The 21,731-nt window shown below is 33.6% G+C and carries 23 protein-coding genes; 17 read left to right on the top strand and 6 right to left on the bottom strand.

Annotation, left to right across the window (positions count from 1 at the left end):
- Window positions 1-72 precede the first annotated feature (72 nt).
- The gene (locus AC1Q5Z_RS16655; protein WP_095929060.1) at window positions 73-384 is read right to left on the bottom strand and encodes a rhodanese-like domain-containing protein; all 312 of its coding nucleotides are present in this window, start codon (window positions 382-384) and stop codon (window positions 73-75) included.
- 362 nt (window positions 385-746) lie between these two features.
- Between AC1Q5Z_RS16655 and AC1Q5Z_RS16650 the strand changes: the two genes are divergently transcribed.
- On the top strand, window positions 747-1,373 hold the full coding sequence (locus AC1Q5Z_RS16650) for a Crp/Fnr family transcriptional regulator (RefSeq protein WP_198856618.1): 627 nt from the start codon (window positions 747-749) through the stop codon (window positions 1,371-1,373).
- A 266-nt stretch (window positions 1,374-1,639) separates the two neighbouring features.
- A complete protein-coding gene (locus AC1Q5Z_RS16645) occupies window positions 1,640-2,425 on the top strand; it encodes a sulfite exporter TauE/SafE family protein (protein ID WP_343585339.1) in 786 nt (261 codons plus the stop codon).
- An 87-nt stretch (window positions 2,426-2,512) separates the two neighbouring features.
- Here the strand turns inward: AC1Q5Z_RS16645 and AC1Q5Z_RS16640 are convergent, their stop codons facing one another.
- The 5 genes from AC1Q5Z_RS16640 to AC1Q5Z_RS16620 all read right to left on the bottom strand — a co-directional run bounded on the left by AC1Q5Z_RS16640 (window position 2,513) and on the right by AC1Q5Z_RS16620 (window position 7,472).
- A complete protein-coding gene (locus AC1Q5Z_RS16640; protein WP_198856620.1) occupies window positions 2,513-2,899 on the bottom strand; it encodes a helix-turn-helix transcriptional regulator in 387 nt (128 codons plus the stop codon).
- 227 nt (window positions 2,900-3,126) lie between these two features.
- Window positions 3,127-3,531 carry a hypothetical protein gene (locus tag AC1Q5Z_RS16635; RefSeq protein WP_198856621.1) on the bottom strand — a complete coding sequence of 135 codons (405 nt, stop codon included), beginning with the start codon at window positions 3,529-3,531 and terminating at the stop codon, window positions 3,127-3,129.
- 551 nt (window positions 3,532-4,082) lie between these two features.
- Window positions 4,083-5,159, bottom strand: coding sequence for a cytochrome d ubiquinol oxidase subunit II (gene cydB, locus AC1Q5Z_RS16630; protein WP_343585335.1), 1,077 nt, complete (start codon window positions 5,157-5,159; stop codon window positions 4,083-4,085).
- Between the two features lie 2 nt (window positions 5,160-5,161).
- A complete protein-coding gene (locus AC1Q5Z_RS16625; protein ID WP_343585668.1) occupies window positions 5,162-6,508 on the bottom strand; it encodes a cytochrome ubiquinol oxidase subunit I in 1,347 nt (448 codons plus the stop codon).
- Window positions 6,509-6,881: 373 nt separating this feature from the next.
- The gene (locus AC1Q5Z_RS16620; RefSeq protein ID WP_492445990.1) at window positions 6,882-7,472 is read right to left on the bottom strand and encodes an HD domain-containing protein; all 591 of its coding nucleotides are present in this window, start codon (window positions 7,470-7,472) and stop codon (window positions 6,882-6,884) included.
- 204 nt (window positions 7,473-7,676) lie between these two features.
- On the opposite strand from AC1Q5Z_RS16620, the gene AC1Q5Z_RS16615 reads away from it, so the two are divergent.
- From AC1Q5Z_RS16615 to AC1Q5Z_RS16545, 15 genes are all read left to right on the top strand, one after another.
- The gene (locus AC1Q5Z_RS16615) at window positions 7,677-9,092 is read left to right on the top strand and encodes an MBL fold metallo-hydrolase (protein WP_492445988.1); all 1,416 of its coding nucleotides are present in this window, start codon (window positions 7,677-7,679) and stop codon (window positions 9,090-9,092) included.
- Between the two features lie 122 nt (window positions 9,093-9,214).
- Window positions 9,215-9,778, top strand: a complete 564-nt coding sequence (locus AC1Q5Z_RS16610; protein WP_492445986.1) for a YeeE/YedE family protein — start codon at window positions 9,215-9,217, stop codon at window positions 9,776-9,778.
- Window positions 9,779-9,788: 10 nt separating this feature from the next.
- The gene (locus tag AC1Q5Z_RS16605; RefSeq protein ID WP_343585325.1) at window positions 9,789-10,265 is read left to right on the top strand and encodes a DUF6691 family protein; all 477 of its coding nucleotides are present in this window, start codon (window positions 9,789-9,791) and stop codon (window positions 10,263-10,265) included.
- Between the two features lie 24 nt (window positions 10,266-10,289).
- Window positions 10,290-10,808 (top strand): GNAT family N-acetyltransferase, encoded by a 519-nt coding sequence (locus tag AC1Q5Z_RS16600; protein WP_492445984.1) that lies wholly within the window; start codon window positions 10,290-10,292, stop codon window positions 10,806-10,808.
- Window positions 10,809-10,993: 185 nt separating this feature from the next.
- Window positions 10,994-12,571 (top strand): glycerol-3-phosphate dehydrogenase/oxidase, encoded by a 1,578-nt coding sequence (locus tag AC1Q5Z_RS16595; protein WP_492445982.1) that lies wholly within the window; start codon window positions 10,994-10,996, stop codon window positions 12,569-12,571.
- A gap of 288 nt (window positions 12,572-12,859) precedes the next feature.
- Window positions 12,860-13,318, top strand: a complete 459-nt coding sequence (locus tag AC1Q5Z_RS16590) for a MarR family winged helix-turn-helix transcriptional regulator (RefSeq protein ID WP_198856630.1) — start codon at window positions 12,860-12,862, stop codon at window positions 13,316-13,318.
- Between the two features lie 12 nt (window positions 13,319-13,330).
- Entirely contained in the window at window positions 13,331-13,963 is a 633-nt protein-coding gene (locus AC1Q5Z_RS16585) for an NAD(P)H-dependent oxidoreductase (protein ID WP_492445980.1), read from the top strand.
- 38 nt (window positions 13,964-14,001) lie between these two features.
- The gene (locus AC1Q5Z_RS16580) at window positions 14,002-14,568 is read left to right on the top strand and encodes a YceI family protein (protein WP_343585312.1); all 567 of its coding nucleotides are present in this window, start codon (window positions 14,002-14,004) and stop codon (window positions 14,566-14,568) included.
- A 206-nt stretch (window positions 14,569-14,774) separates the two neighbouring features.
- Entirely contained in the window at window positions 14,775-16,055 is a 1,281-nt protein-coding gene (locus AC1Q5Z_RS16575) for a beta-helix domain-containing protein (RefSeq protein ID WP_492445978.1), read from the top strand.
- Window positions 16,056-16,355: 300 nt separating this feature from the next.
- A complete protein-coding gene (locus AC1Q5Z_RS16570) occupies window positions 16,356-17,756 on the top strand; it encodes an anthranilate synthase component I family protein (protein WP_492445977.1) in 1,401 nt (466 codons plus the stop codon).
- Window positions 17,757-17,862: 106 nt separating this feature from the next.
- Entirely contained in the window at window positions 17,863-18,306 is a 444-nt protein-coding gene (locus tag AC1Q5Z_RS16565) for a hypothetical protein (RefSeq protein ID WP_492445975.1), read from the top strand.
- A gap of 89 nt (window positions 18,307-18,395) precedes the next feature.
- On the top strand, window positions 18,396-18,962 hold the full coding sequence (locus tag AC1Q5Z_RS16560; protein WP_111426569.1) for an anthranilate synthase component II: 567 nt from the start codon (window positions 18,396-18,398) through the stop codon (window positions 18,960-18,962).
- 124 nt (window positions 18,963-19,086) lie between these two features.
- Entirely contained in the window at window positions 19,087-20,079 is a 993-nt protein-coding gene (trpD, locus tag AC1Q5Z_RS16555) for an anthranilate phosphoribosyltransferase (RefSeq protein WP_492445973.1), read from the top strand.
- A 74-nt stretch (window positions 20,080-20,153) separates the two neighbouring features.
- The gene (gene trpC / locus AC1Q5Z_RS16550; protein ID WP_492445971.1) at window positions 20,154-20,933 is read left to right on the top strand and encodes an indole-3-glycerol phosphate synthase TrpC; all 780 of its coding nucleotides are present in this window, start codon (window positions 20,154-20,156) and stop codon (window positions 20,931-20,933) included.
- Window positions 20,934-21,098: 165 nt separating this feature from the next.
- Window positions 21,099-21,731, top strand: coding sequence for a phosphoribosylanthranilate isomerase (locus AC1Q5Z_RS16545; RefSeq protein WP_343585297.1), 633 nt, complete (start codon window positions 21,099-21,101; stop codon window positions 21,729-21,731).

The following is a 21,731-nucleotide window of genomic DNA, read 5'->3' as shown; positions in this document are numbered from 1 at the left end:
ATTTGGTTATTTAATGGTCTGGTAATTCATTTTCAAAAGAAAAAAGAGGCTTTTTTAGTGCCTCTTCTTCTTTTATGGTTGTACTGTTTCGCCTTCCCAATCCAGGATTCCTCCAAGCAGATTGTAGGCGTTTTCGATACCCAATTCGTTCATAATCTGACACGCTTTTGCGCTTCTAGCTCCAGAACGGCAGTATACGTAATAATTTTTATTTTTGTCTAATTCTTCGATTTCATAGATAAATGCCTGCCCTTTATTGATATCAATATTTAGAGCATTCTCAATGTAGCCGTCATTAAATTCGTCTTCAGTTCTTACATCAAGTATAACTGCATTTTCGTCAGCTTCTAACTGAGCAACCCAATCTTCTTGTGATAAATTCATAATAAAATGTGTTTTTGTAAAATTACGACGTTTCTCTATATGAAAAACGTACCAAATGCGATTTCGATTATTATTCTCAGAAAACGTTTTAGAGAAAGTATTATAATCAGTGAATTACAAATTTAGTTACTATTTTTAAAAATTCAGCCTACAAAATCGATAGAAAATAGGATTTTTTCATTTACATAAAATTAATCTTAAATCTAGTTTTCTGATAATTATTCCCACTTCAAACCATTATCTTTGCAAACAAATACATTTTTTAATTCGATTTTGATAAAAATATTCGCCACGAATTACACGAATTCTCACGAATTAATTGTTTTGAATTAATGCAATTGGTGGCAAAAAAAATCTACAATATGCAACATTCATTAAAAACCATTTTTCCTAATTTCTCTAATGAACTTATAGCTACAATAGAAGAAAATGGAAGTCTTCAGGATTTTAAAGCTGGAACCATTTTAATGCGTACCGGACAGTATATTAAAAATACTGTTTTGATCATTAAAGGAAAAATTAAAATCTATCGTGAAGGAGAAGATGGCGGAGAGTTTTTAATGTATTATCTACAACCTGGACAAGCTTGTGCCATTTCGATGATCTGTACTGCTAAAAGCGAAAAAAGCCAAATTATGGCAAAAGTCGTCGAAGATGTTACCGTAATGATGATTCCGTTGCAATTGATGGATAAATGGATGATGGAACACCGTTCTTGGTACGAATTTGTAATTGAAACTTATCGAAGCCGTTTTGAAGAAGTTCTCGAAGTCGTTGATAATATCGCTTTCCGTTCTATGGACGAAAGATTAGAATTCTACTTAAAACGTCATTCTGATGCTTGTGGTTGTTCTGAAGTAAATCTCTCACACCAAGAAATTGCAACCGAATTGAATACTTCACGAGAAGTCGTTTCCAGATTACTCAAAAAAATGGAACAGCGAGGTTTGGTCAAACTCAACCGAAACCAGATTGAGTTACTGAAATAGTTATTTTTGACACAGATTAAAAGGATTATTAGGATTTCTTTTTATTAAGAATAGAAAAATCCATCTAATCCTTTCAATCTGTGGCTAAAATATTTCCTGTTGTCAAGCTGAACGAAGTCGGAGTCTCGCAAAGCATTTCGACTTTGCTCAGCCTGACAAAATAATTCGTGAAAATTTGTGCAATTCGTGGCTAAAAAAAATCTTCTGTGATAAATGTTACTGTAGGTTTCTAATTTCCGAGGCAACTTTGCATTAAAATAAATGCAATGGAATATTTAGGTTTTTTTGCCTCAATCATAATCGGAATCACACTTGGCTTAATTGGCGGTGGCGGTTCTATTTTGACTATTCCAATTTTAGTCTATTTATTTAAAGTTAATCCCGATCAGGCGACTTCTTATTCTCTATTCATTGTTGGGTTAACGTCTTTATTTGGAAGTTACAGCCATTATAAAATGGGAAATTTGAAGCTGAAATCAGCTTTGTATTTTGCTATTCCTTCAATTGTTTCAATTTTAATTATACGCGAAGTTATATTTCCGCAAATTGCGGCAACGCTATTTTCTGTTGCTTCTTATACAGTTTCAAAAGATTTTCTGATTATGATTATCTTTTCGATTCTAATGATTACGGCAGCAATTTCGATGATTAAAAAAAATCAGCCAGAAATAAAATTAGCCGAACCCAATTATTCGCAATTGAGTTTGATTGGCTTTTTGGTCGGAATCGTAACTGGATTTCTAGGCGCTGGTGGCGGATTTTTAATTATTCCTGCCTTGCTTTTTTTCGCCAATTTACCAATGAAGCAAGCGGTTGGAACCTCATTGTTAATCATTACTATTAATTCTTCACTTGGTTTTGCAGGCGATTTATACATCGGAACAGCTATAAATTACACTTTCTTACTAAGCGTTTCTGCAATGGCCTTAATCGGAATGTTTGTTGGAAGCCAACTTTCTAAAAAAATTGATGGCGCAAAATTAAAACCGCTCTTTGGCTGGTTTGTTCTTGTAATGGGATTTTATATCATTGCTAAAGAAGTTTTTTTCTAATAGCAATCTTCAAAACTTTATTTAGTTTCACTTGTAGAGTAATCTTTGTCAAAGCATTAAACTTTGACAAAGATGAAACTAAAATATTCAAAGTTCTCCAAATTTATCTTTATAGCGTTCAAGCTCAATTTCAGTTCTATTAAGCAATTTTTCTAATAATTGGATTTTATCTTCATAAAGCTCTTTTAATACCGAAGTGTTATCTGCATTAATTAAGATACTTCCATTATTATTACCTGTTATTTTTCCGTAATTACTAAAATATTTATCGTATTCAAAACTAATTATATCTTCTACACTCACATCTAGGATTCTTCCTATCTCGACCAATTTTTCATAACTCAAAGATGTTTTTCCTTTCTCAATTTTACTGTAACCCGCCTGAGTTACACCTAATCTTTCTGCCATGTATTCTTGAGTGTAATTTTTTAACTCTCTAATATTTCTAATTTTATTTTTTATTGTTGTGGCCATATCTTTTTCTGATTTGGGTCATGTATAGCTAAAAACAGCCTCCCGTTAAATCGTAACGGCATAACCATACATGTTTTGGGTATTCATAAAAACTACTTCATAATAAATTACGAACTAGCGTTTCGTTAATTTTTTCTTTTTGGTAATGAGGTAACCATATATCAAAGCCACCATTATGAAAAAAGTATCATAATGGAAAATATCAAGTACAAACATCTCTGATTTTTTTAAGCGGTTCTCTTTACACTTCGTTCAAACTGAAGATCTAAATAAGCATCGATTTGCTTACCAACCAATTTGCGGTCTTTTAATGCAATTTTAGTTCTTATCTCATTTTTGTAAATATCTTTCACAAAAACAAAATATACGAACTCCGCCTTATTGCTAAATCTCGCAGCAATAATAAGTGCATAACACAAAATTGCAGGAATAATGTAATACAGATCCATTAAATTGGAAAATAACATACAATAATACGTTGCGGCGGTAACAGCTATAAAAGCACCGTTTTCAAGAAAATATTTTTTCTTTTTTTTAAGCAGTCCAAGTTCTTTAATTTCATCAAACTGATACTGCCAATTTTTAGATTTGTAACGAAATCTAACCTTGTCGGAAAAAATTGTTAAAGGCATAATAATTTAGTAGGTAAAAATAGATTTAAGCTTCTAGTAAAAATCAATTTCTAAAAATCTTTAGGGGGAAAAACTCTTAGATACGCAATATTAAGCATTAACCACTTTTTTTTCTTACAATTAACATTATAGAATATAACTATCAGTTGTAATTAAATCTTTCGTAAAAATTATCATACACTTTTAACGGCTAAATTATATTTATTCTTAGAAGGCAATAATTTGGGCGTTTTCTTCGGCCGGGCTATCCGATTTAGTCCCGATTTAGAAAAACAAGGCTTTTTAGCCGTAGTTTTTCTAAATCGGAAGATACCGATCCTATCTCTAATGCAAACTCAGGCAAAATGACGTTTTAGTCTTTAAAATTTTTAATGAATTGCCTCCAGCTTCAGCTGAAGGTAAACAAATGTATATATAAAAAAGGCTTTAGCCAAAACCGAAAAAGTTTGGCTAAAGCCCAATTCAAATTCAAACAAAAAACCTCCAGTTAAAACTGGAGGCAATTCATATAGAATTCGTGAAAATTCGTGTAATTAGTGGCAAACAAAAAATCAATGTTCTCCATACCCAATATCATCCATCTTTCCGCTGAAAACACGATATTGAATAATAAAATAAATAATCACCAGAAACAAAGCAATAAAAAACCAGCTCAAACCAGCATTTAATCCGTATTCGTGAGCGGCCGTGTTATAAATCGTTAAAGACGGATTCACTTTATTGGTTGAAGGCAAAACATTCGGAAAAATTGAAACTGCTGTCGAAGCAAATCCGCCAACTAAGAATAAAGTTGAAAAAATAAATCCGTGACCGTCTTTTTTAAAGGAACGAACTTTAAACAATCCCGCAATTCCAACAAAAGTCATTAAAGGAAAAAACCACAGAATTGGATTTTCAACGAAATTATGAAAGGGTCTCGGTTCGATAAAATGCCAAATTCCCAAAGAAATAAAGACTAAAATCAACAGAACAAAGTTAAGTCTAAAGATTACATTTTTCAATTTCGGATTCAGCGCCGAATTCGTTTTATAAATAATCCAGTTTGCACCATGAATCGTTAATGCCACAACACTCACAATTCCTAAGAAAAGTGTAAACCAGTCAATAATTCCCAATTCATCTGCTTGCGGACTAAAAGTAGGATTCCATAAAGGCAAAAAGAAAAAATGCGCCTCTTGCGTAGAAACTCCATTTTGAACCATTCCGAGATTTACACCGCGAACGATGTTTCCTAAAGCAATTCCGAAAAATAAAGCCAAAAGCAAACTCGCGATTCCGAAAGCTTTATCCCAAATGCTTTCCCACATATGATTGTGAATTTGTCCGCGCATTTCTAATCCTATGGCACGAAAAATCAAAAGCCATAAAATCATAATCAGAGGCAGATAAAATCCGCTAAAAGATGATGCATATAAAGTCGGAAAAGCAAAAAAGAGAACACCTCCCGCCGCAATCAACCATACTTCATTGGCGTCCCAAAACGGACCAATGGCATTGGTAATTGCTTTTTTATCTTTTTCTGTATCAGCAAAAAATAAATGAATAATTCCTGCACCAAAATCGTAACCGTCTAAAACCAGATAAACGGCCAGAATTCCCATTAAAACTACGTACCAAAAAAATTCCATACTTATATTTTTTCTGTTGAAAGTTCCACATGACGCGGACCTTTATTGATAATTTTTCCAACTAAAAGTAAAAACAGCATTCCCAGTAAAAGGTACAAACCGATAAAACCAAGCAATGTAAACAAGGTATTTCCTGATGAAACCGTTGGTGAAGCTCCGGCTGCTGTTCGCAGTAAATTGTAAACCAACCAAGGCTGTCTTCCTAATTCTGCCGTGTACCAACCTGTTGTATTGGCAATGTACGGAAATGGCATCATGAACATTAAAGACCATAAAATCCATTTGGTTTCAAACAATTTTCCTCTAATTAATTGAAAAAGCGAAAGCACCATCAATCCTATAAAAACTGTTCCCAGTCCAACCATAATATGATACGCATAATACAATCCAGAAATATTCGTTGGGTGTAAATCTTCTTCAAACTGATCTAAACCTTTTATTTCCTGATCCCAGTTTCCATAAGTCAGGAAACTTAGAATGTTTGGAACAGCGATTTTATTATCCAGTTTTTTATCTTTTACATCGGGCTGACCGATTAAAACAATTTCTGAACCTTTCTTTTCGGTGTGAAAAATTCCTTCCATAGCGGCAAAAGTTACAGGTTGGTATTTCACAACATTTTTAGCCAATAAATCTCCTGTTGGAACAGCTACAATAACACTCGAAATCAATCCGAAGATTACTCCTGTCTTCAAGAACAATTTCCCGAAATCAACATTCTTTTTACTTAAAATATAGAAAGCTCCAATTCCAGCCACAACAAAAGAACTCGTTACCAAAGAAGCGGCTTGATTGTGTAAATATGAAGGCCAAAGCCAAGGATTTAAAAATAAAGCTTGAAAATTATTCAATACAAATTTTCCATTTTCTAATATTTCGTAACCAACCGGATTCTGCATCCAAGAATGTGTAGCAATAATTAAGTAACCGCTCGCCCACGAACCAATCATGATTAGCAATCCCGTTACAAAATGCCATTTATGTCCGAGAAGTTTTTCTCCGAACAAAAATAATCCAAGAAAAGAAGATTCTAAGAAGAACGAGAACATTCCTTCCATCGCCAACGTCTGGCCGATGATTCCGCCCGTTAATTCGGAGAATTTTGCCCAATTGGTTCCAAACTGAAACTCCATCGGAATTCCTGTTACAACTCCCATTGCAAAATTGAGGGCGAAGATTTTCATCCAGAAATGGGTGGCGTGATTGTATTGTTCGTCTTTAGTTTTGAGATATTTCCACTTGAAGTACACAATGATCAACGAAAGACCCATCGTAAGTTGCGGAAAAAGATAATGAAAAGTGATCGTGAAGGCAAATTGCATTCGATCATAAAAGAGCATTTCTTCCATAATGGTAATTTGTTTATGAAGTTCCACAAATTTAACCATTAGAACCCGAATTAACGCCCTTTAAAAAAAGTTTATCGTCTGATATTTGTTAAACTTTTCAACAATTTAAAGGTATTGATTACACTTCTACTCTTTTTGATTTGGTTATAGTTTGTCATTTCGACGAAGGAGAAATCTTCACAAGAAGCTCGACAAAGATTTGACTTTCGTTACGGAGTTACTTACGAAGATTTCTCCTTCGTCGAAAGGACAATATTGTGTATAGATTTACGTATAAAAACATAACCCGTGGTTTCAACCACGGGAACACAACACGTTTCCTGCGGTTGAAACCGCAGGCTATGTTTGATTTTGATTACGAATTTGTTTTTAATTATTTCTCTAAAATCCCTTTTTCTACACTTTCATTAATCAAACCTTCTGCATAATTCCATAAAGATGCTGAACCATTTTTAATGACGCTTTTCTTTTCATAGACTTTATCATATTTCACTCCAAACTCCTTCCAAGTTCCGCCGTTGTTTGATGTGTTTTGCAGCAAAGGCTCTAATCTGTCCATAGATCTGGCAAATTTGGCTTCGTTGGTTTCTCCTGCTTCAAATTCTTCCCAGATTGCAATTAGTTCTTTGGCTTGCTTTTCTGGCAGTAATCCAAAAATTCTATTTGCCGCTAAACGTTCTTCATCTGTATTGTTATGACTTTTTACAGTATCATAAATGAAAACATCGCCTGCGTCAATTTCGACTATATCGTGTATCAAAACCATTTTTACCACTTTCAAAACATCAATAGGTTCATTGGAATGTTCTGCCAAAACGATTGCCATTAAAGCCAAATGCCAGCTGTGTTCTGCATCATTTTCGCATCGGTCGCTGTTGAATAATTTTGTCTTACGCTGAATGTATTTTACTTTATCAATTTCTTTTATAAAAGCAATTTGATCTATTAAGTCCTGTGTGTTCATTTTCTTTTTTGTTTTGAAATGACATTCGTCATACGCAAAATTAAAGCTTAAAGCGTAATTGCTCAACTTAAAATTAAGTTATCTCAATCGAATATGACAAACAGCACATTTTTTTACACAAAAACCTAATTTCTGTAACATTAGTCACCTATTTTTTTAAAAAACAAAGTTACCTTTGTAACCCATCATTTTACAATACCTATCATGAAAATAGAACAAATTTACACCGGATGCCTCGCTCAAGGTGCATATTATATCACTTCAAATGGCGAAGCGGCCATTATTGATCCGCTTAGAGAAATTCAGCCTTATCTGGATCGTTTAGAGCGTGATGGCGTTAAACTAAAATATATTTTCGAAACGCATTTTCACGCCGATTTCGTTTCAGGTCACGTTGATTTAAGCAAAGAAACTGGAGCTCCAATTGTTTACGGACCAAATGCTGCCTGCGAATTTGACTGCATTTCTGCAAAAGACGGACAGGAATTTAAAATCGGAAAAATAACTATTAAAGTATTGCATACTCCAGGTCATACTATGGAAAGCACTACTTTTTTACTGATTGATGAAAACGGAAAAGATCACGCCATTTTCTCTGGAGACACCTTATTTATTGGTGATGTTGGACGTCCCGATTTAGCTCAAAAAGCGGCTGGAATGACACAAGATCAATTAGCTGGAATTTTATATCATTCGTTAAGAGACAAAATCATGACTTTGGCTGATGACGTTATTGTTTATCCTGCGCATGGTGCGGGAAGTGCTTGCGGAAAAAATATGAGCAAAGAAACTGTTTCGACTATTGGGAATCAAAAAGCGACCAATTATGCTTTGCGCGCTAATATGACCGAAGAAGAATTTATAAAAGAAGTAACTGACGGTTTATTGCCTCCTCCTGCCTATTTCAGCATGAATGTTGCGATGAACAAAGGTGGTTACGAAAGTTTTGAAACTGTTTTAAACAACGGAATGAAAGCGATAAACGTAAAAGATTTTGAAGCCGTAGCTGAAGAAACTGGTGCTTTGATTCTAGATACAAGAAGCGCAGCTGATTTCAGTAAAGGATTTATTCCGCAGTCTATTAATATCGGAATCAACGGTGATTTTGCTCCGTGGGTTGGAACTTTAATTGCCGATGTAAAACAGCCAATTATATTGGTTACTGCTGCTGGCATGGAAGAAGAAACCGTAACTCGTTTAAGCCGTGTAGGTTTTGATACGATTATCGGACATTTAGAAGGCGGTTTTGAAGCTTGGCAAAATGCAGGTTTTGAAGTTGATACGGTAAATAGAATCTCTGCAGAACAGTTTGCAAATGAGTTTAAATTTGGTGAAGATAAAGTAATAGATATTCGTAAAGAAACAGAATACGAAGCAGAACATATTGACGATGCTTATAGCAAACCTTTGGCTTATATTAATGACTGGGTAAAAGACATTGATCCAAACGAGCATTTTTATCTGCATTGCGCAGGAGGTTACAGAAGTATGATTGCTGCTTCTATCCTTCAAGCACGAGGTTTCAGAAATTTCTCTGAGGTTGAAGGTGGTTTTGGAGCGATTTCTAAAACCAATGTTCCAAAATCAGATTTTGTTTGTCAAAGCAAAGTATTAAAATAATTAAAGGTTCTGAGTTGCTAAGATTCTAAGGTTCTAAGATTTTTGACCTTTGGGACTTAACAACTCAGAATCTAAAAAAACTTAGAACCTTAGAATCTTAGTACCTTAGAACCTAAAAAAATATGCTAGAAATCATAAAAGAACCTTGGCCTTGGTACGTAGCAGGCCCGCTGATTGGATTAACTGTTCCAATTTTATTAATTATCGGAAACAAATCTTTCGGGATTAGTTCTTCTCTTCGTCATATTTGTGCGGCTTGTATTCCCGCGAATATTTCATTTTTTAAATACGACTGGAAAAAAGAAAGCTGGAATTTATTCTTTGTTTTAGGAATATTTCTAGGCGGTTTTATCACTGCTCATTTTTTATCGAATCCAAATCCTGTGGAGATTGCTCCTGAATTATCAGAGAAATTAGCAATTTACGGAATCACAGATCATAGTGGTTTGGTTCCTGCACAATTATTTTCTTGGGAAAGTTTATTAACACTTCGCGGATTTATTATGATTGTCGTTGGCGGATTTTTAGTAGGCTTCGGAACTCGTTACGCTGGCGGATGCACAAGCGGACACGCTATTATGGGATTATCAAACTTACAATGGCCATCATTGGTAGCTACTATCTGTTTTATGATTGGTGGTTTTGTAATGGCACTTTTGATTTTACCATATATTCTTTCACTTTAAAATTTAGAAAATGAATTTAGAAAATAAAAATATAGACGGCGAAGGAATCAACGCAAGTCAGAAAAAAGAAACTGCATTGGGAAATCTGAAGTATTTAATAGTTGGTATCTTTTTCGGAATTGTATTCGTAAAAGCAGAAATCATCAGCTGGTTTCGTATTCAAGAGATGTTCAATCTAGAGTCATTTCATATGTATGGCGTAATTGGATGCGCTGTCGTAGTTGGATTAATATCAGTACAATTGATTAAAAAATTCAATATCAAAACTCTTGATGGCGAAAAAATCGAAATCCAACCAAAAACTTTTAATAAAGGACAAATTTACGGTGGCTTATTATTTGGTTTCGGATGGGCTATTACTGGAGCTTGTCCAGGTCCGCTTTTTGCTCAAATTGGTACAGGCGCTACTGTAATTGTAGTTACTTTATTAAGTGCAATTGCTGGAACTTGGGTTTATGGTTTGATTAAAGATAAATTGCCTCATTAATTTTTTATAAAGTAAATCCAAAAAATGAATTCTACAGAACAGTTAGTATTACGAAAAGCAGTTCTTTCTGAAGTACCTGCAATTTGGGAAATACTGCAAGATGCAATTGAACAAAGACGATTAGACGGAAGCACGCAGTGGCAAGATGGTTATCCGAACGAACTTTCTATTAAAAATGATATCGAAAATGGTTATGGATATGTTTTTACAGAGGACGAATCCATTCTGGCTTATGCGGCTATTATTTTTGATAAAGAACCTGCTTACAACAATATTGAAGGCAAATGGCTAACTGATGGCGATTATACTGTTGTACACCGCGTCGCAGTTTCAAAACTAGCAAAAGGAAAAGGAATTGCAACAAAGCTATTTGAAAAGATTGAAAGTTTATCTGTTGAAAACGACATTTACAGCATAAAAGTTGACACTAATTTTGACAATGTTCCAATGCTTAAAATTTTAGATAAACTAAAATATACTTATTGTGGCGAAGTCTATTTAAGAGGATCTGCCAGAAAAGCTTTTGAAAAACGATTGATCTAAATAAACAATATATAAAATTGATAACCCGACATGTTCTATGAATCTGTCGGGTTTGTTTTTATTTCACGTTTACGTTGCCTACCGAGAACCTGAAACTTGAAACCTGAAACCTGAAACTTTTTTCTTCATCAATTTTTAATTTCATTTCGTTAAGTTTGCTTTAAACAAAAAGTCCCGTAAAAAATATGAATCGCTCAGAGCAGTTATTAAAACTACAAAATACAGAAAATTGGGACGTAATAATTATTGGCGGAGGTGCAAGCGGACTAGGAACTGCAATTGATGCGGCAAGTCGCGGGTATAAAACCATTTTGTTTGAAGCGGTAGATTTTGCAAAAGGAACTTCAAGCCGAAGCACTAAACTGGTTCATGGTGGAGTACGTTATTTAGCGCAAGGAGATGTACATTTAGTTAGAGAAGCATTAAAAGAACGAGGACTACTAGCACAAAATGCAAGTCATTTGGTAAAAAATCAATCTTTTGTTATTCCAAACTATCATTGGTTAAGCGGTTACTTTTACACCATCGGATTAAAGATTTATGATCTTTTATCTGGCGCTCTAAGTTTAGGCAGTTCAAAATATCTTTCGAAAAAGAAAACTATTGAAATGCTTCCTAATGTAGAAGAAAATGGTTTAGTAAATGGCGTAATTTATCACGATGGACAATTTGACGATTCTCGTCTTGCTGTCAATCTTGCCCAAACTGCAGTAGAAAACGGAGCTTGTGTTTTAAATTATACTAAGGTTGTTAATTTATTAAAAGACAATAACAATCAAGTAATTGGAGTTCAGGTTCAGGATCAGGAAAGCGGAATTAAATATGATTTAAAAGGTTCTGCTATTATAAATGCTACAGGAGTTTTTACAAATGCTATTATGAAGCTCAATGATAACGTTTATAAAAAATACATTGTCCCAAGCCAGGGAATTCATTTGGTTTTTGACAAATCATTTCTGCCTGGCGATCACGCCTTAATGATTCCGAAAACAAAAGACGGAAGAGTTTTATTTGCAGTTCCGTGGCATAATCATGTTGTAGTTGGCACGACTGATACTTTAATAAAAAAACAAAGTTTAGAACCAATTGCTTTAGAAAGCGAAATTCAATTTGTACTTGAAACAGCCCAGAGATTCCTTGCAAAAAAACCAGAAAGAAAAGATGTATTAGCTGTTTTTGCAGGATTACGCCCTTTGGCAGCTCCAAAAGAAGAAGGTAAAAGCACTAAAGAAGTTTCTAGAAGCCATAAAATTATAGTTTCTGAAACTGGTCTCATTACCATTACAGGAGGAAAATGGACTACCTATCGAAAAATTGCTGAAGATATAATTGACAAAGCCATCAAAACAGGCAAATTACCAAAGAGAACCTGTACAACAGAACATCTTTCTATTCACGGAAGTCAACCTACTTCTTCACTTGATAGAGAAAATCACCTCTATATATATGGTACTGATATTGCAAAAATAATCGAGTTACAAGAAAGCGAACCAGCATTAAAAGAAAAACTGCATCCTAATCACGAATTTACAACGGCAGAAGTCGTTTGGGCAATTCGTTATGAAATGGCAAGAACTGTTGATGACATACTGGCAAGAAGAGTTCGTTTATTATTCTTAGATGCTAGAGCTGCAATTGAAGTTTCGGAGAAAACAGCTAGAGTAATTGCCAAAGAATTGGGACATGATGATGCTTGGATAAACAATGAAATTGCCAATTTCAAGCAAATTGCAAAAGGTTTTCTGCTCTCAGAATTCCAATAAATCATAAATCTAGTTGATTTTTAAGGTTTTACACTTTTAAAATATCTTACAAACAGTCATTTGACTAATATTTAAAATCAAAACTTTCTTTTAGTTTTAAAAAATCATTAATATACAACATATCAATACGTTATATTAAAAAATTACTTTAATTTTAATATCGAAAACTATTCTTTTAGTTCTTTCAAAAAGCTCATTTATTCGCGTTAACAAAAAATTAACACAACATTTGTATATACAACTATTAAAAGTTATACATTTGTATATACAAATTATACACTTACGACTATGACAATTGAAGAGGTTATTAAGAGTACGGTTAAGATGGATAATGCGAAAAAAGTTATTCTGAATATCATGTACACGCAAAATGTGATTCAGGATCATTTCAACGAGTTGATCAAACCGTATGATTTATCTGGAGAACAGTATAATGTGTTGCGTATATTAAGAGGACAAAAAGGAAAACCTGCTAATATGTGCGTGATACAAGAGAGAATGCTTGCTAAAACGAGCAACACAACACGTTTGGTAGATAAACTATTATTAAAGGATTTTGTAACGCGAAATGTCTGTCCTGATAATCGAAGAAAAATTGAAGTTTCGATTACACAAAAAGGATTAGATGTATTGAAAGAACTAGATCCAAAAGTAGACGAGCATGAGCAAACATTTGCAAATAATTTAAAACCAGAAGAATTGGTTTTCCTAAATCAACTATTAGAAAAATATAGAACCAACAAATAAAGTAATAAAAATATGAGCAATTTCTTAGAAAATCAAAATTGGAGGTACGCAGTTAAACAATATGATGCTTCAAAAAAGATATCAGAAGCTGATTTAAATACATTAAAAGAAGCGGTTAGATTAAGTGCTTCTTCATACGGATTACAACCTTACAAAGTAGTTATTGTTGAAAATCCAGAATTGAGAGAAAAATTAAAAGGCGCAGCTTGGGGGCAAACTCAAATTACTGATGCTTCTCACCTATTCATTTTTGCAAATGATTTAAGCCTTGATGCAGGTTCTGTTGACAAATACATAAGCAACATCAGTGAAGTAAGAGGTGTTCCTACAGAAGCTTTAGGAGGTTTCAGCGATATGATGAAAAATGTAATTTCAAATTTATCTGAAGATGCAAAACACATCTGGACTGCAAAACAAACCTATTTAGCTTTGGGGAACTTATTAAACGCTGCTGCTGACTTAAAAATTGATGCTACTCCTATGGAAGGTTTCAATGCGGCTCAATTCAATGAAATCTTAGGTTTCGATAAATTAGGTCTAAACGCTTCAGTAATTGCAACTGTAGGTTACAGACATGATGACGACAAATCTCAACACCACAAAAAAGTTAGAAAATCTCACGAAGAATTATTTATCACTCTATAATTATTTATTAATCAAATTCAAATTTTAATTTTAAAAACATGAAAAATTTAAAAACTATTGCAATAGCATTATTCGTAGCAGCAGCTGGAATCTCAGTAAACGCTCAAACTAAAAAAATCGATGTAAAAGCATCTACTATTAAATGGGTAGGTAAAAAAGTAACTGGAGAGCACTCTGGAACTGTAAACTTTAAAGAAGGTTCTTTAGTTTTCAAAGGAAAAAAATTAGCTGGTGGTAACTTTACAGTTGATATGACTTCATTAACTTCTACAGATTTAACTGGAGAATACCAAGGAAAATTAAACGGTCACTTAAAAGCTGACGATTTCTTCGGAACTGACAAATTCCCAACTTCAAAATTAGTTTTCAAAACTATCGGTGCAAAATCTACTGACGTTTATACTGTAACTGCAGATTTAACTATCAAAGGAATTACTAAACCAGTAACTTTTGATATCACTGTTAAAGGAAACACTGCTACAACTGCTTTCAAAGTTGACAGAACTAAATACGATATTAAATACGGTTCAGGTAGCTTCTTCGACGGTTTAGGAGACAAAACTATCAACGACGAATTTGAATTGACAGTAGCTTTAAAATTCTAATATTTAGACCTTACTAATTCAGAAATACAGTAAACCCCGACAGTTTTAAACTGTCGGGGTTTATTTTTTTTAAACTTTTCAAAAACTTAACATTCTTAATAATAAAGTAACTCTTTCGTAATAAGTATCAGGACTTTGATTAACATACGGCTTCTATTTTTGGGACAATTAAAAAAAATCAAAAACTAGAAATTAAAATCATAGTTATGAAAACAAAACTACATATTGCATGCATATTCTTCATTATCAGCTTTTTCGCACAAGCTCAACAACAGCCAAAAGGAATCACTGGTACTTCAAACTGGATGACCAACTGGACGAGCTTTAGACCAGCTGCAAATGACTATGGCGAAGCAACCAATATAATTGCCGGAACAATTGATAAAGATACACGCTTAGTAAAACGTAATATTTATCATTTGGTTGGTGTTGTGTATGTTACAAACAATGCAACGTTAACTATCGAGCCAGGAACTGTTATACGTGGTGACGATAAAACATGCGGAACGCTTGTTATTACCAATGGAGCTAAAATTATGGCTGAAGGATTAGAAACTGATCCAATTATCTTTACATCAGAAAATGAAATAAACAATAGAAAACCAGGAGATTGGGGCGGAATTATAGTTTTAGGAAAAGCACCAATAAACTCATTAGGAGGTATTCATACTTTGCCTTTCGATTTAGATCCAACCTTAAATCATTATGGAGGGCAAGATCCAGAAGACAATTCAGGAACTTTAAAATATGTGAGAATCGAATATGCCGGAAGAAAATTAAGCGCTTCAAAAGAGTTAAACGGTCTTTCTCTTGCTGGTGTTGGAAGAAAAACAACTGTGAGCCACGTTCAAATTAGTTTTTCAAATGATGATTCTTTCGAGTGTTATGGCGGAGATTTGAATTTAAGCAACTTGGTTTCATTCAGAACAACAGATGATGATTTTGATTTTACACAAGGAGCTCAAATTAATATTAGCAATAGTATTGCAATTCGCCATCCGTTTTCTTCAGATATTTCGGGTTCAAGATGTTTTGAGGTTGATTCTTACGAGAAAGTTGCGAATACAGACATGACTAAAAAAATGACTAAAATAAATGCAAACAACATTACTTTGGTTAATTTAGAGGAAAACAATCAAGGCTTGGTGAGAGAATCTGCTTACATTAAAGAAAACACCTTTTTCAACCTAACCAATAGTGTGGTTTCTGGATTTGCACCATTTATTTTGTTGGAAGGAAATATCGGAAATGGTGAAGCAAATTTATCAAAAATCACTTTTAAAAATATTGTAGCAAACAATTGTCAAGGTGAAATTGAAAGCGAATCTGGAAGCAATATTCCTGGCATAAAAAACTATTATGGAAACCCTGCTTACGGAATAGAATATACAAAATTGAAACTTAGTGAGCTGTTTGCACTTCCAAATATTAAAGGAAATCCAGATTTCAGATTAAATGTAAATAATACCATAGCAAGTGGAAATTAAGGAGTTATAGAAAGGCTTGTGATTAAAATTTAACAAATTTCAGAAATTCGAAAAGATTTTTTTGAAATTTTATGTACTCTAATTAAAATTACATTTATATCTTTGTCACATCAAAATAAAGAAATGAGAACAATTTTAAACAATACTTGGTGGTGGAGCAATTTACGTCAGACGTCGTGAACAAAGCTTCCTATGGTATTGTAAAAAATATAAATATATAAAGGGCTTGTCATCACGACAAGCCCTTTTTTTTTTGATCCAATTGAAAACAAATTAACGAACAACATAAAACTATATATTTTGAAACCTTTTATTCTTAATACACATTACAAACAAATTCTGGCAGATACAGTAACGCCGGTAAGTATTTATTTTAAAATCAGAGATAAATTCCCAAATAGTTTATTACTAGAAAGTAGTGATTATCATGGAAATGACAACAGTTTCTCTTACATCTGCTGCAATCCTATCGCTACTATTAAAATCGAAAATGAGACAATCTCAAAAACTTTTCCTGACGGAACTTCTGAGAAAACTGTGATCGATGCTTCAACAAATATTCCTCAGGTAATTCAGGAATTTTCAAGCCAATTCAAATCAGAAAAAAACGATTTTAAATTCATCAACAACGGTTTATTTGGATACATTTCTTATGACGCTGTTCGTTACTTCGAGAAAGTATCTATTGCTAAAAAAGACAATGCAACTTCAATTCCAGATGTTTTTTATGCTGTTTATCAAAACATTATTGCAATTAACCACTTTAAAAATGAAGCTTATATTTTCTGCCACAGTTTAGACGGAAAAAATAACATTGCAGAAATCGAGCAATTATTGCAATCAAGAAATATTGCTTCTTATAAATTTTCTAAAGAAGGTGAAGGTTTCTCTAACTTGACTGATGAAGAATTTAAAGCAAATGTGGCTTTAGCTAAAAAACATTGCTACCGCGGAGATGTTTTTCAATTGGTTCTTTCTCGACGATTTACTCAAGGTTTCAAAGGAGATGAATTCAATGTTTACCGAGCTTTAAGAAGCATTAACCCTTCTCCTTATTTATTCTTTTTTGATTACGGAGATTTCAAAATATTCGGTTCTTCACCAGAAGCACAAATTATCGTAAAAGATAGAAAAGCCGAAATTCATCCAATTGCGGGAACTTTCAAAAGAACTGGAAATGATGAGCGTGATGCACTTTTAGCTAAAGAACTTTCTGAAGATAAAAAAGAAAACAGTGAACACGTTATGCTGGTAGATTTAGCTAGAAACGATTTAAGCAGAAACGGACATGATGTAAATGTAGAAAAATACAGAGAAGTTCAGTTTTTCTCTCACGTAATTCACTTAGTTTCTAAAGTTACAGGACATTTGCACGATAAAGCAACTACAATGCAAGTCGTAGCAGATACTTTTCCAGCAGGAACTTTAAGCGGAGCACCAAAACACAGAGCTATGCAATTAATTGAAGATTGCGAAAAGACAAATCGTAACTTCTATGGAGGCGCAATCGGAGTTATGGATTTTGACGGGAACTTTAATCATGCGATTATGATTCGAACTTTCCTTTCTAAAAATCACCAATTATATTGTCAAGCAGGAGCTGGAATTGTAGCAAGTTCTGACGAAGAAAGTGAAATGCAAGAAGTTTACAATAAGTTGAGAGCCTTGAATACAGCGCTAGAAATGGCAGAGCAGATTTAGTTTCAAGTTTTTTTAGTTTCATGTTTCAAGTTATTGGAACGTGAAACCTGAAACCTGAAACAATTAAACAAACTATAAAAACCACAAACTATAAAAACCACAAACTATGAAAAAAGCAGTATCAATTTTAGTTTTAATCATTACCCTTAGTTCTTGCAATTCTGAAAAAAAGCAAAATCCGATTGAAGGAACCTGGCGTCTTATATCAGCTGAAACGACAGAGAAAGATTCCACTTTTTCGACTTTCAATTCAAAAACAAAAATGATTAAAATTATTAACGATACACATTTTGCCTTTTTTAATCATGATTTGAAACACGGAAAAGATACAACAGCAGCATTGTTCTTTGGCGGAGGCGGAAAATATACTTTAAAAGATAGTATTTACACCGAAAATCTGGAGTTCTTCAACAACCGTGATTGGGAAAACAACAAATTTGAATTTGTAGTGAAAGTTCAAAACGACACCTTAATTCAAAAAGGAGTAGAAAAAGTAGAAAAATTAGGAGTAGATCGTGTTATAGTAGAAAAATACGTTCGAGAAAAATAATAAAAAAATTAGTTGCCAGTCTCAGTCTCCGTTTTTAGTAAAAAACTTAGCATCTCAGAACCTTAGCAACTTAGCAACTTAAAAAAAAAATGAAAAAGATTTTAGTTATAGACAATTACGATAGTTTCACTTACAATTTAGTACACTATTTAGAAGATTTAAACTGCGAAGTTACTGTTTACAGAAACGACGAATTTGATATTGATGAAATTGCTGGTTTCGAGAAAATATTACTTTCTCCAGGACCTGGAATTCCAGATGAAGCTGGTTTGCTAAAAGCAGTAATCGAAAAATACAGTCCAACAAAAAGTATTCTTGGCGTTTGTTTAGGACAACAGGCAATCGGAGAAGTTTTTGGAGGAACACTTTCCAACCTTGACAAAGTATATCACGGCGTTGCAACAAATGTAAAAACTTTAGTAGACGACGAAATTTTATTTGAAGGTTTAGGAAACGAGTTCGAAGTTGGAAGATACCATTCGTGGGTAGTTGACAATAATTTACCTGAAGATTTAGAAGCAACTTCGGTAGATGAAAACGGACAAATTATGTCTTTACGTCACAAAAACTATGATGTAAGAGGCGTTCAATTTCACCCAGAAAGCGTTTTAACACCAAACGGAAAAAGGATTTTAGAGAATTGGATTAAGAGTTAGTGTACAGTATTCAGTCTCAGTTTACAGTCTCAGTTTACAGTCTCAGTTTACAGTCTCAGTTTACAGTCTCAGTAAAAAACTTAGAATCTTAGCATCTCAGAACCTTAGCAACTTAAAAGAAAAAATGAAAACTATATTAAACAAATTAATCAACCACGAAGTGCTTTCTAAAGAAGAAGCAAAACAGGTATTGATTAATATTTCAAGCGGTCAATACAATCCAAGTCAGATTTCGGCATTTTTGACTGTTTTTATGATGCGCAGCATTACTATTGACGAACTTTCGGGCTTTCGCGAAGCTTTATTGGATTTATGCATTCGTGTCGATTTATCAGCTTACAACACCATCGATTTATGCGGAACGGGCGGTGACGGAAAAGACACTTTCAATATTTCAACTTTAGCCTCTTTTGTATCTGCAGGAGCAGGAATAAAAGTAGCAAAACATGGAAATTACGGAGTTTCATCTATTTCTGGATCAAGCAACGTAATGGAAAAAATGGGAATTAAATTCAGCAACGATCCATCATTTTTAGAAAAATGTATTGATCAGGCTGGCATCTGTGTATTGCATGCTCCCCTATTTCACCCAGCAATGAAAAATGTGGGACCAATTAGAAAAGAATTGGCAGTAAAAACCTTCTTTAATATGTTAGGTCCAATGGTAAATCCAGCATTTCCACAGAATCAATTGGTTGGAGTTTTCAACTTAGAATTGGCGAGAATGTATGCGTATTTATATCAAAATACCAATACCAATTTCACGATCTTACATTCGCTTGACGGATATGATGAAATTTCACTGACTGGCCCAACAAAAACAATTTCTAACCACATGGAAGGAATGCTGAATCCAGAAGATTTTGGCGTTCGTCTTTTATCGCAAACAGAAATTGAAGGCGGAAAAACAATTGAAGAATCTGCTGCAATTTTCACGAATATCATTTCTGGAAAAGGAAACGAAGCTCAAAATAATGTAGTTTGTGCCAATGCTGCAATGGCAATTTCAACCGTTACAAAATGCTCTCCAAAAGAAGGATTTGAATTAGCAAAAGAAAGCCTATTGTCTGGAAAAGGATTAACAGCTTTACAGAAATTACAAGAATTAAGTAAATAAAAAACAAACACAAATTTCACGAATTAGCACTAATTAAATTTGCGCCTTTGTGACTTCGTGGCAAAACAACAACAATGAATATTTTAGATAAAATAATAATAGACAAAAAAAGAGAAGTGATTTTGAAGAAATCGATTATTCCAGTTTCACAATTGGAAGCTTCAGTATTTTTTGGAAAACAGACGATTTCTCTTAGTCAGAAATTAAAAGAAAGTAATTCTGGAATTATTGCAGAACACAAACGCCGTTCTCCTTCAAAATCAATCATCAACAATAATTTTACAGTTGAAGAAGTAGTTAAAGGTTATGAAACTGCTGGCGCTTGCGGAATCTCCGTTTTAACCGACGGAAAATATTTCGGTGGTTCTTTAGACGATTTGCTTTTAGCTCGAGCTTCAGTCAATATTCCGCTTTTGCGAAAAGAATTTATTGTAGACGAATATCAAATTCTAGAAGCAAAAGCTCACGGAGCCGATTTAATTTTATTAATCGCTGCCGTTTTAACGCGTGAAGAAATTAAATCTTTATCTGAATTTGCAAAAAGTTTAGATTTAGAAGTTCTTTTAGAAGTTCACAATCAAGAAGAATTAGAAAAATCAATTATGCCAACTTTAGATATGATTGGCGTAAACAATAGAAACCTAAAAACGTTTGAAGTAAGCTTAGATTTCAGTAAAGAATTGGCTTTTCAAATTCCAAATGATTTTGTAAAAATATCCGAAAGCGGCATTTCATCAATTGAAGCCATTCAAGAACTTAAACCATACGGTTACAAAGGTTTCCTAATTGGAGAAAACTTCATGAAAACCGATAACGCTGGATTAGCAGCGACGGAATTTATTAGTAAGATATAATTTTGGTTTGCCACAAATTACACAAATTTCCACTAATTAAATTCGTGCTAATCCGTGAAATTCGCGGCAACAATATAAGCGCAAAGCTTTGCGAACTTTTTCGCATTTTAAACACAATACAAAAGAAAAAACTTAGCGCACTTTGCGTTAAAAAAACACAACGAAATGAAACTCAAAATATGCGGCATGAAATATCCAGAAAATATCCTCGAAGTAGGCGCGCTCCTACCCGATTATATGGGATTTATTTTCTGGGAAAAATCTGCTAGATATTGCAGCGGGAATGTTCCCGAGTTGATCAAAACAATCAAAAAAGTAGGTGTTTTTGTCAACCAAAGTCAGGAAGAAATTCTGGAAAAAGTTGAAAAATACAATTTGCAAGCAGTTCAATTACACGGAGAAGAATCAGTTGAATTTTGTTCAGCTTTAAAGGAAAAACTTCCAAAGAAAATTGAAATTATCAAAGTATTTTCGGCCGATGAAAATTTTGATTTTGAGATTATAAAGCCTTTTGAGAATGTCTGCGATTATTTTCTGTTTGACACAAAAGGAAAACTTCCAGGCGGAAATGGAACAACTTTCGACTGGAGCATATTAAAAAAATACAATTCGAAAAAGCCTTTCTTTTTGAGCGGTGGCATCGGAATGAATGAATTAAAAGCCATTGAAGAAATTTCAAAAACCAAATTACCTATTTACGCTGTCGATGTAAACAGTAAATTTGAAATCGAACCAGGGCTGAAAAATAAAAATCTATTTAGCAATTTCAAACGCAAATTTGATGTTGCCAACTTTTAA

This window comes from Flavobacterium sp. GW823-FHT06G12 (assembly GCF_058794775.1).
This window is presented reverse-complemented; position numbering and strand designations above follow the sequence as displayed.